This is a genomic window from Coprococcus sp. AF51-11b1, assembly GCF_027682785.1.
Taxonomy (GTDB): domain Bacteria; phylum Bacillota; class Clostridia; order Lachnospirales; family Lachnospiraceae; genus Allocoprococcus; species Allocoprococcus comes.
On the sequence record NZ_JAQCZB010000022.1, the window covers coordinates 1 to 12,182 of the forward strand.

At 42.9% G+C, this 12,182-nt stretch carries 7 protein-coding genes and 4 tRNA genes; all 11 read left to right on the plus strand.

Features of this window, described 5'->3' with window-relative positions; genetic code table 11:
* Positions 1-113: 113 nt before the first annotated feature.
* Positions 114-195 (plus strand) — tRNA-Tyr (locus PGY05_RS15990).
* A gap of 39 nt (positions 196-234) precedes the next feature.
* Positions 235-308 (plus strand) — tRNA-Met (locus PGY05_RS15995).
* A 19-nt stretch (positions 309-327) separates the two neighbouring features.
* Positions 328-400 (plus strand) — tRNA-Phe (locus PGY05_RS16000).
* 34 nt (positions 401-434) lie between these two features.
* Positions 435-507: transfer RNA gene (locus PGY05_RS16005), tRNA-Lys, on the plus strand.
* 207 nt (positions 508-714) lie between these two features.
* Positions 715-2,427: an ABC-ATPase domain-containing protein gene (locus PGY05_RS16010; RefSeq protein ID WP_022220322.1), complete on the plus strand. Its 1,713-nt coding sequence runs from the start codon at positions 715-717 to the stop codon at positions 2,425-2,427.
* 27 nt (positions 2,428-2,454) lie between these two features.
* Entirely contained in the window at positions 2,455-3,918 is a 1,464-nt protein-coding gene (locus PGY05_RS16015; RefSeq protein WP_195503059.1) for a D-alanyl-D-alanine carboxypeptidase family protein, read from the plus strand.
* A 465-nt stretch (positions 3,919-4,383) separates the two neighbouring features.
* Complete coding sequence (gene ileS, locus PGY05_RS16020; protein ID WP_055155686.1) at positions 4,384-7,545, plus strand: isoleucine--tRNA ligase; 3,162 nt, start codon at positions 4,384-4,386, stop codon at positions 7,543-7,545.
* Between the two features lie 37 nt (positions 7,546-7,582).
* Entirely contained in the window at positions 7,583-10,051 is a 2,469-nt protein-coding gene (locus PGY05_RS16025) for a glycogen/starch/alpha-glucan phosphorylase (protein ID WP_173685385.1), read from the plus strand.
* A gap of 42 nt (positions 10,052-10,093) precedes the next feature.
* Entirely contained in the window at positions 10,094-10,993 is a 900-nt protein-coding gene (locus PGY05_RS16030; RefSeq protein ID WP_195503057.1) for a SpoIID/LytB domain-containing protein, read from the plus strand.
* Positions 10,994-11,036: 43 nt separating this feature from the next.
* A complete protein-coding gene (locus tag PGY05_RS16035) occupies positions 11,037-11,813 on the plus strand; it encodes a M23 family metallopeptidase (protein WP_008375556.1) in 777 nt (258 codons plus the stop codon).
* A 45-nt stretch (positions 11,814-11,858) separates the two neighbouring features.
* On the plus strand, positions 11,859-12,116 hold the full coding sequence (locus PGY05_RS16040) for a GIY-YIG nuclease family protein (protein ID WP_055155688.1): 258 nt from the start codon (positions 11,859-11,861) through the stop codon (positions 12,114-12,116).
* The last annotated feature ends 66 nt before the right edge of the window (positions 12,117-12,182 follow it).

The window sequence follows — 12,182 nt, forward strand, 5'->3', positions numbered from 1 at the left end:
TTGGCAGAGCAGCTGATTTGTAATCAGCAGGTTATCGGTTCGAGTCCGATCATCGGCTTGCATCAGACAGTTAATCTGAATGATGTCTGTTGGAAGACAGTAAAACTTCATATGGGTGGATTCCCGAGTGGCCAAAGGGGACAGACTGTAAATCTGCTGCAATTTGCTTCGGTGGTTCGAATCCACCTCCGCCCATTGCATATTTAGAAAAAATGTGCTATAATGAGATATCATCGCGGGATGGAGCAGTCTGGTAGCTCGTCGGGCTCATAACCCGAAGGTCGTAGGTTCAAATCCTGCTCCCGCAACTCACACATTAGTGTGTATGCCCAGATAGCTCAGTCGGTAGAGCAGAGGACTGAAAATCCTCGTGTCACTGGTTCGATTCCGGTTCTGGGCACTGTCTTCGAAAGAAGGCAAGCTGTATAACAGATGGAGCATTAGCTCAGGTGGTAGAGCACTTGACTTTTAATCAAGTTGTCCGGGGTTCGAATCCCCGATGCTTCATGATTTAGAAGATGTAAATCCTGTATAAATTGGGTTTACATCTTTTTTCGTTTTATAGAAAATTTAATATGCACCAAGTAAATTTTTGCTAGTAAAATAGAATGATACCAGGGTCAAAAGGTCAGAAAGCCGAAGCAAACTTGCCTGCAAGAGGATTTTTGACCTCTTGACCCCAACATCATAGAATTTGATAAGAGGGAGCAGGATATGAAATCAGCAGCAGAATTAGAAAAAAATTTGATGAGTATCAATCGAAGAAGCTATCCAGCTTACAAAGATTTGAGAGGAAGCTATCAGTTTCAAGGATACCAGCTCAATATTGATCATGTACAAGGAGATCCATTTGCTTCTCCGTCAAAGCTGAGTATTCAGGTGAAGAAAATCCAGGCGAGATTTCCAGAAGAATATTATAAAGAAGAACACAGAAGAATTGCGCTTCAGGATTATCTGACAAGACAATTCGGAAAAGCTGTTTCCAAATTTATTTTCCAGGCAAAGGGTTCCGGAAAAAGTGGATTGATTGGGATAAGCCGCTGTGGACAGGAGGTTCTGGACAGGACTGCATTTGAAATTAAGGATGGAGATCTTCTGGTACGGTTTGAAGTTGGATTTCCGGCAAATGGACGGACGATCAATGCATTTGAACTGAGGAAGATTTTGTTTGAGTATCTTCCGGAAATAGCTGACAGATCTTTATATTATAAGAACCTGAATCAGCAGGAAGTGAAAAAGTGTATAGAACTTGCGGAAGATCAACATTATATAAGAAGAGAACTGACAAAGCGGAGACTTATTGCATTTGTGGCAAATGGTTCTATACTGCCAAGAGAAAGCGGTGTATCACAGAAGCCTATGAAAGGTGCAATTGCTTTTGAAGCACCGGAAAGTATGGAAGTAGAGATGGAACTTCCACACCGGGGTAAAATAAAAGGAATGGGAATCCCGGAAGGAATTACTTTGATCGTGGGTGGAGGATATCATGGAAAATCAACACTTCTGAAGGCACTCGAACAGGGAATTTACAATCACGTCGCCGGAGATGGAAGAGAATACGTGATTACTTCGGATACTGCGATGAAGATCCGGGCCGAGGACGGAAGATGTGTATCCCATATCAATATTTCACCGTTTATCAATGATCTGCCGAATAAGAAAGATACAGTAAATTTTTCCACAGAGGATGCCAGTGGTTCGACTTCGCAGGCTGCAAATGTGGTAGAAGCGGTACAGTCAGGTGCAAAATGTCTTTTGATCGATGAAGACACCTGTGCGACGAACTTTATGGTCAGGGATGAGCTGATGCAGGCTGTCGTATCCGGTGAACAGGAACCAATTACACCATTTACTCTTCAGGCAGGTAACCTGTATCAAAAGCAGGGAATTTCTATTATTCTGGTGGCCGGAAGTTCTGGATCTTATTTTTACATTGCTGATCATGTGCTGCAGATGGATAATTACCGAACGTACGATATCACAGAAAAAGTGAAAACGGTGATTGGTGAAAAAAGTGAGACCGGAGAGAAAAAGGTTCCGGTTGATGTAGCTGTCTTATTTGATAAAGATCATCACAGAAGCTTAAAGGCCGGAAAAATGGAAAAGAAGAGAGACCAGGTGAAGATAAAACAGTTTGGTAAGGATTCATTTTCTATTGGAAGAGAAAATGTGGATCTGAAATATGTAGAACAAATCCTGGATGCAGAACAGACAACGGCATTAGCGTACTGCCTGAAGAATCTGCTGGAAGAAATGGAACGGAAGGAACAGGATGTTGATCTTTGCGTGGAAAAGCTCTGGAGTCAGATTAAGAAGCAGGGTCTGGCATCCCTTTGCAAAGGAAGTTATGTTTCTGTAGCGATGGCACAGATCCGTAAACAGGATATTTACGCATGCCTGAACAGATATCGGGGATTTATTGGATAAGATTAAAGAATTTGGAGGAGAAGATCCGTGAGGAGATGGAAGAAAATTTTAAGTGCATCGCTGGTGGCAGTGATGGTTGGAAGTCTTGGAATGACCGCATTTGCAGAAGATACGTCAGCAAATGAACCAATTGATACAACGGTCAGCAATTATAATCTGACAGAGGAAGAAACTTCCGGAAAAAATCAAGAAGAAATTAAAGCCCTGCAGCAGCAGAAAATCGATGAAGTAACACAGCAGGCATATGATATGAAGATTGCCAGCAATGAGCTGGAGAACTGGCCAGAAGGACCGGCTACTTACGGAGAGGCTGGAATTGTCATGGAGGCAAAAAGCGGTGCGATCCTTTATGCGAAAAATATTGACGGAAAGGCTTATCCTGCCAGCATTACAAAGATTTTAACGGCACTTGTAGCATTGGAAAACGGCAATCTTGATGACAAGATCACGATTACACAGAATAGTGTGGATTGTGTAGCAGAGGGGGATGCTTATATCGGAATGATCGCGGGGGAGGAAATTTCTTTAAATGATGCGCTTCACGCACTTCTGATGGCATCTGCAAATGAAGTTGCTTATGCAATTGCTGAAAATGTGGGTGGTTTAGGATATGATGGCTTTATTGCAAAGATGAATGAACGCGCAAAAGAGCTGGGAGCAGTAAATTCTGATTTTGAAAATCCGAATGGGCTGAATGCGCAGAACCATTATACGACGGCACGTGATATGGCACTTATTACACAGGAACTGCTTGAAAATCATGAAGAATTCAAGACGATTGCCCAGACACAGCAGTATACGATCGGTGCAACCAATCTGGTAAATCAGGCGAGAACCTTTCAGCAGAGTGATCTGATGTTTTACGAGGGAAACGATTATTATTATCCAAAGACAATAGCCGGAAAAACCGGTTATACAGATGAAGCACTCAACACGTTGGTATCCTGTGCAGCAGATGATAATCTGGAGCTGATCAGTGTTGTCTTGAAGACACATGGGAAAAATGTATACCCAGACTCCATCAATTTACTGGAGTATGGATTTAATAATTTCGCAAAATATACGATTGCGGATTATGAAGACTCCGCAGATTTTAAAGAAATTGATCCGAATGCATATGTTGTACTTCCGGAAAATGTAAATTTCCAAAGCCTGGATTACGAAATTACGCAGGATGACACGAACAGCAGTACCGGAACAGTAACTTATACTTATCAGGGCAACCCGGTCGGAAAAGCAGCTGTGACATTAAGTGATGAATATCTGCAGAAGGATAACACAGAAAATGAAGCACAGGTGTCCGGCAATAAGTCAGACAGTGAAACACAAAAGCAGGCTCAGAGTACAATACCACGAGAGGTAATCCTTGTAATTTGTGTGATTGCAGCAGTACTCCTTCTTATTATTGTATGGAGGGCTGTTCTGAAACACTTGAGAAAGAAGAAAGTGGAAACAAACAGAAAGCGCAGAAGAGAAGTTGACAAAGATTAACGTCTGGTCAGTCAAATATAAGGAAAGAATCACGAAATCCCGCAGAACCCCTTGACGAAGCAAGGGGTTCTTTATTATAATAACCTAGAAATGGTGAAAAAAGATCAAAAGACATTGACGAAGACAGTAAGGTTTATTTGAAAGGTAAAGCGAACCGGAGATGGTGGAAGACCGGTGCAAGTAGGGTAGATCTGAACATCACTTCCGAGTTGCAGTAACTGAAAGCAATCTGGCGAGTAAGTTCTGACGGTTATTTCCCCCGTTACAGGAAACTCATATGCTGGTATGCAGTAACAGGTGGTTAACGATGTACAGACTTTCGTCCTTTTACGGGTGAAAGTCTTTTTTAATTTTGCAGGAAATTCCAAAAACTTCCTGCAAAATTAAGGGCACTACGTGCCGGGGCACATTTTTCTATATACCAAAAAATGCATACAAAGTCATTGATTCAGAAAGGAGCTTATCATGGCTAAGTACAAAAAAGTGGATACAGACCTGAAGTTTGTAGACAGAGAAAAAGAAGTTGAAAAATTCTGGAATGAAGAAGATATTTTCAAGAAAAGTATGGAGAACCGTAAAGAAGGAGAAACTTATACTTTCTACGATGGACCTCCGACAGCAAATGGAAAACCGCATATCGGACACGTTCTTACCCGTGTAATCAAAGATATGATCCCGAGATACCGTACAATGAAGGGCTACATGGTTCCGCGTAAGGCAGGATGGGATACTCACGGACTGCCGGTAGAGCTGGAAGTAGAAAAGCTGCTCGGTCTTGACGGAAAAGATCAGATTGAAAAATATGGTGTAGAACCATTTATCAATAAATGTAAAGAAAGTGTCTGGAAATACAAAGGAATGTGGGAAGATTTCTCTTCTACAGTAGGTTTCTGGGCAGATATGGAAAATCCATATGTTACTTATGATAATAACTTTATCGAGTCTGAATGGTGGGCTCTGAAGAAAATCTGGGATAAGGGACTCCTTTACAAAGGATTTAAGATCGTTCCGTATTGTCCACGTTGTGGAACACCACTTTCAGCACAGGAAGTTGCACAGGGATATAAGGATGTCAAAGAACGTTCTGCTATCGTTCGTTTCAAAGTGAAAGACGAAGATGCATACATCCTTGCATGGACAACCACACCTTGGACTCTTCCGTCTAATATCGCACTCTGCGTAAACCCGGAAGAAGATTACGCAAAAGTAAAATGTGCAGACGGATATACTTATTATATGGCATGCGCTCTGCTTGACACCATACTTGGAAAATTTGCAGAAGAAGACAAACCGGCATACGAAGTTCTGGAAACTTACAAAGGAAAAGATCTGGAATACAAAGAATATGAACCGCTTTACCAGTGTGCATATGACTGCGCAGCAAAACAGAAAAAGAAAGCATTCTTTGTTACCTGTGATGATTATGTAACTCTGACAGATGGTACTGGTGTTGTTCATCTGGCACCAGCATTTGGTGAAGATGATGCGAAAGTAGGACGCAAATATGACCTTCCATTCGTGCAGCTTGTTGACGAAAAAGGTGATATGGGTGAGACAACTCCATTTGCAGGACTCTTTGTAAAGAAGGCTGATCCGGAAGTACTTAAAGATCTGGATGCTCGTGGACTTCTCTTCGATGCTCCGAAGTTTGAACACAGTTATCCGCATTGCTGGAGATGTGATACTCCACTGATCTACTATGCAAGAGAATCATGGTTCATCAAGATGACAGAAGTTAAAGATGACCTGATCGCAAATAACAATACTATCAACTGGATTCCGGAAAGCATTGGTAAAGGACGTTTTGGTGACTGGCTTGAAAATGTTCAGGACTGGGGTATCAGCCGTAACCGTTACTGGGGAACTCCACTGAATATCTGGGAATGCGAATGCGGATGCCAGCACTCGATCGGAAGCATTGAAGAACTAAAATCCATGTCAGACAACTGCCCGGATGATATCGAGCTTCACCGTCCATATATTGACGATGTAACAATCAAGTGTCCGAAGTGTGGAAAACAGATGCACCGTGTACCGGAAGTTATCGACTGCTGGTTCGACAGCGGATCCATGCCGTTTGCACAGCATCACTATCCATTTGAAAATAAAGAAGTATTTGAACAGCAGTTCCCGGCTCAGTTCATTTCTGAAGCCGTTGACCAGACAAGAGGATGGTTCTATTCTCTGCTGGCAATTTCAACTCTGATCTTCAACAAAGCACCATACCAGAACGTAATCGTTCTCGGACATGTACAGGATGAAAATGGTCAGAAGATGAGTAAATCCAAAGGAAATGCGGTTGATCCGTTTGATGCTCTGGAGACATACGGTGCAGATGCGATCCGCTGGTATTTCTATGTAAACAGTGCACCGTGGCTGCCGAACCGTTTCCATGGAAAAGCGGTTATGGAAGGACAGAGAAAGTTCATGGGAACACTCTGGAACACCTATGCATTCTTCGTATTGTATGCTAATATTGATGATTTTGATGCAACAAAATATGCACTTGAATATGACAAATTATCTGTAATGGATAAATGGCTCTTATCAAAACTGAATACACTGATCAAGACAGTAGATAATCATCTTGCAAATTACCAGATTCCGGAAGCTGCAAGAGCACTTCAGGACTTCGTAGATGATATGAGTAACTGGTATGTAAGACGAAGCCGCGAACGTTTTTGGGCAAAAGGAATGGAACAGGATAAGATCAATGCTTACATGACTCTTTATACAGCACTCGTTACGGTATCAAAGGTTGCAGCACCGATGATCCCGTTCATGACCGAAGAAATTTATCAGAACCTGGTAAGAAGCGTAGATGAAAGCGCTCCGGAAAGTATCCACCTTTGTGATTATCCGGTTGCAAATGAAGCTTATATCGATAAGACTCTGGAAGAGAACATGGATGAAGTTCTGAAGATCGTTGTAATGGGACGTGCATGCCGTAATACAGCCAATATCAAGAACCGTCAGCCAATCGGAAAGATGTTCGTAAAAGGTGCTTCCGATCTGCCGGAGTTCTATCAGGATATCGTGACAGATGAGCTGAATGTAAAAGAAATCGAACTTACAGATGATGTTCGTGCATTTACTTCTTATACATTTAAACCACAATTAAAGACAGTTGGACCAAAATATGGTAAACTGTTAGGTGGAATCAAAAATGAGCTCAGCAATCTGGACGGAAATGCTGCTATGGACGAACTGAATGCGACAGGTGTTCTGAAGCTTCAGGTAAATGGACAGGAAATTGAACTTACAAAAGAAGACCTTCTGATCGACATGGCACAGATGGAAGGATATGTATCTGAGAGTGACTATGGTATCACCGTTGTACTGGATACAAACCTGACAGAAGAACTTCTGACAGAAGGATTTGTACGTGAGATCATCAGTAAGATCCAGACTATGCGTAAGGAAGCCGGATTTGAAGTTATGGACAAGATCAAGGTAACTTACGACGGAAGCGAAAAAGCAGAAAAAGTATTTGCAGAGTATGCAGAGCAGATCGGACAGGAGACACTTGCGGTAGCAGTTGAAAAGGCTGAACCTGCAGGCTATGTGAAAGACTGGAAGATCAACGGTGAAGCTGTAAATATGGGTGTAGAAAAGCAGGGAGAATAATCCCTGCCGCTGCGCAAAATGAGAAGGGAATATAAGCATGTACAGTAAAAGATTTGAAAAAGAAACTTTTAAAAATGATGTGAAAGAAAATGTGCGGACACTGTATCGTAAAGAGATTGAAGAAGCAACTCCGCAGCAGATTTTCCAGGCAGTATCTTATGCAGTAAAAGAAGCAATCGTAGATGACTGGCTTGCGACACAGAAAACATACGAAAAAGAAGATCCAAAGACAGTATATTATATGTCAATGGAATTTCTTATGGGACGTGCACTTGGCAACAACCTGATCAACATGACTGCATATAAAGAAGTAAAAGAAGCCCTTGATGAGATGGGCATTGATCTGAATGTGGTAGAAGATCAGGAACCGGATGCAGCACTTGGTAATGGTGGTCTTGGACGTCTTGCAGCTTGCTTTTTGGATTCACTTGCATCCCTTGGATACGCAGCTTACGGCTGTGGAATCCGTTACCGCTACGGTATGTTCAAACAGAAGATCAAAGATGGCTATCAGGTAGAAGTACCGGATAACTGGCTCAAAGATGGCAATCCGTTTGAAATCCGTCGTGACGAGTATGCAAAGGAAGTCCGTTTTGGTGGTACCATTCGTGTACAGTATAATGAACAGACCAAGAAAGAAGATTTCATCCAGGAAAATTATGAATCCGTACTTGCTATTCCATATGATATGCCGATCGTAGGATATGGCAACCACGTAGTCAATACACTGCGTATCTGGGATGCACAGGCAATCACAGACTTTAAACTGGATGCATTTGACAGAGGAGAATACCATAAAGCGATCGAGCAGGAAAACCTTGCAAAAACGATCGTCGAGGTTCTTTATCCAAATGACAACCACTATGCAGGAAAAGAGCTTCGTCTGAAACAGCAGTATTTCTTTGTATCTGCCAGTCTTCAGGTTATGCTTGATAAATATAAAAAGAAACACAAAGATGTGCGCAAACTGTATGAAAAAGTTACGATCCAGATGAACGATACTCACCCGACTGTAGCAGTTGCAGAGTTGATGCGTCTGCTCATTGACCAGGAAGGTCTTGGATGGGATGAAGCATGGGAAGTAACAACAAAGACGGTTGCTTACACCAATCATACTATCATGTCAGAAGCACTTGAAAAATGGCCGATCGACCTGTTTTCAAGACTGCTTCCGCGTGTATACCAGATTGTACAGGAAATTGACCGCCGTTTTGTAGAACAGGTTCGCCGTATGTATCCGGGCAATGAAGATAAAGTCCGTAAGATGGCTATCCTGATGGACGGTCAGGTAAGAATGGCACATATGGCTATTATTGCAGGCTACTCCGTAAATGGTGTTGCAAGACTTCATACAGAGATTCTGAAACATCAGGAATTAAAAGATTTCTACGAAATGATGCCGGAGAAATTCAACAACAAGACCAATGGTATCACACAGAGAAGATTCCTTCTTCATGGAAACCCGCTGCTTGCAGACTGGGTAACAGACCACATCGGAGACGGCTGGATCACAGATCTGTCCCAGATGTCAAAATTAAAACCGCTTGCGGATGATCCGAAGGCAAGAGCAGAATTTATGGATATCAAATACAAGAACAAAGAACGTCTTGCAAAATATATTCTGGAACACAATGGAGTAGAGATCGATCCGAGATCTATTTATGATGTACAGGTTAAGCGTCTTCATGAATATAAGAGACAGCTTCTTAATATTCTGCATGTAATGTATCTGTACAACCAGATCAAAGAACATCCGGAGATGTCCTTCTATCCGAGAACATTTATCTTTGGTGCAAAAGCTTCCGCAGGATATGTCCGTGCAAAAGAGATCATCAAACTGATCAACTCTGTAGCAGATGTGGTAAATAATGACTTGAGCATCAATGGAAAGCTGAAAGTCGTATTTATCGAAGATTACCGCGTATCCAACGCCGAATGGATCTTTGCGGCAGCAGATGTCAGCGAACAGATTTCTACCGCTTCCAAAGAAGCTTCCGGAACAGGTAACATGAAGTTCATGCTGAACGGTGCACCGACACTTGGAACTATGGATGGAGCCAATGTAGAGATCGTAGAAGAAGTTGGAATTGAAAATGCATTTATTTTCGGCCTTAGTTCTGACGAAGTTATCAACTATGAGAATAATGGCGGATATAACCCGCAGGAGATCTACTTCAATGACTGGGATATTAAGAGAGTCGTTGACCAGTTGATGGATGGAACTTATTCACATGGTGACCATGAGATGTTCCGCGACCTGTATAATTCACTTCTGAATACACAGGGTGGAGACAGACCGGACAGATACTTTATCCTGAAAGACTTCCGCTCTTATGCAGAAGCACAGAAGAAAGTGGAAGAAGCTTACAAAGATCCGGATCGTTGGGCTAAGATGGCACTTCTGAATACAGCAAGCTGTGGTAAATTTACTTCAGACAGAACCATTCAGGAATATGTTGATAATATCTGGAAACTGGATTATGTTACAGTTAAACCAGAAGCATAATCAGTCAAAACCTCTCATACAGTGGTATGGGAGGTTTTATTTATGCGAAAATACTTCAGACAGGCAGGCTATTTTGCTGCCATTCTTATATTACTTCCGTATGTGGTTACGATTCTGCTGAATGGCAGAAGCAGTTTGGCGCAGGACAATGGGACGAGCCCGTATGTGACCGTAAAAAGTGACGAAAAGAACAGAAAAATTTCGCTGGATGAATATGGGATCGGGATTCTGGCTAAAGAAATTGAGGGAGATGCAGAGGAGGAAGCGTTAAAGGCACAGGCAGTGTTGATCCGGACCAGCATTTACAAAAGCATCCAGGATGAGGGCACCAGCACTGTCCTGACGAAGGAATACTGGACCAGGCAGCAGATGGAGAGCAACTGGGGAGCAGATCATTATGGAGAATATTATGAGAAGATGAAAGCTGCGTGGGATGAGACAAGGGGGCAGGTTCTGATGTATGACGGAAGGCTGATTCTGACTCCGTATCACCGGTTAAGCAACGGAAAAACAAGGTCTGGAAATGAAGTGTTTGGTTCGGAAGAGTATCCGTATCTTCAGAGCAGGGAATGTCCCGAAGATGTGGAGGCAAAAGAGGAGATGACAGTGTCCATGATCCAGGGAAGCGACATGGAAGTGACAGGAACAGACAATGCCGGGTATGTGACAGAGGTCCGTTGTGGCAGTGAAACAGTAAATGGTGAAGAATTCCGGAGAACCTATCATCTTGCCTCGTCATGCTTTGCGCTTCAGGATTATGACGGGAAGACAAGGGTTACGGCAAAGGGAATCGGGCACGGTCTTGGGATGAGCCAGTACACGGCAAAGAAGATGGCAGAGGAAGGAAAATCCTGTGAAGAAATTCTGCAATATTTTTTCACTGATGTCAGTCTGGAAGAAGTCACGGATATTGTGATCGAAAAAAACGAAAAGGGAGAATAAGTTGGTCATTTTCTGGCAAAAATATTGTCAGAGGTGATAGAATATGAATAAAAAGCAGCAGTCCTCTAATAAGAGGAGAAAAAGAGCGTCGATCGGTCTTGCGGTCTGCTTTGCCGCTGCTATTGTGCTTACAGGAGCCTATACATGGAGAAATTACCGGGCAAATGTGAAGGATGAGCAGGCAAAGATCGAGGAAGAACAGCAGGCGAAAGAGGAAGAAATCAAAAGAAATACGGAAGAGACAAGCAGTATTGCAAAGAAAGCGCTGGAAGATGAAGAACCTGTGACAAAAGAGGACAGCCAGGCTGCAAATACGGCAGCAGATGGAAGTACAGAGAATCGGATGGATACATGGGAGACGGACAGCACGCAGACCGCAGGAACGGCAATGAACCTGAATTTCGGGGAGGACAGCCAGCTTCTGTGGCCGGTGGACGGCAATGTGCTGATGAGCTACAGTATGGATAAAACCGTATATTTTTCTACATTGGATCAGTACAGATATAATCCGGCGATGATCATATCCGGTGCGGTGAACGATAACGTGATCGCAGCAGCACCGGGTCTTGTAAAATCCATTGATAACTTTGCGCAGACGGGAATCACGGTGACACTGGATATGGGGAATGGTTACGAGTGCATGTATGGACAGCTCAAGGAAGTGCAGGTGAAAGTCGGTGATTATTTGGAAGCGGGAAATGTGATCGGATATTTGGAGATTCCGACCAAGTATTACAGTCTGGAAGGCTGCAATCTGTATTTTGAGATGTTAAAAGATGGTCAGCCGGTCAATCCGATGGACTATCTGGCTGAAGAATAAGAGCAGAAGAAAGGAAGAGGGGCTTTTTGGTCCCTCTTTGAAGCGATGAATTATACATATATTTTAAAATGCAAGGATGAAACATTATATACCGGGTGGACGAATGATATTGAGAAGCGTCTGGAAGCGCATAATGCCGGGAAAGGCGCAAAATACACCAGATCCAGGAGACCGGTGGAGCTGGTGTATCTGGAGCAGTTTGAGACAAAGGAAGAGGCGATGCGGCGGGAGTATGCGATCAAGCATATGACGCGGAGGGCGAAGCTTGGGCTAGTGATGAGCTATAAAGAGACGGGGCAGTAGGGCATGAAAGGGGCTGTGAAAAAAGAATAGTCCCGAAAAAAAAGAAAGACCAAGAGTTTATATTGA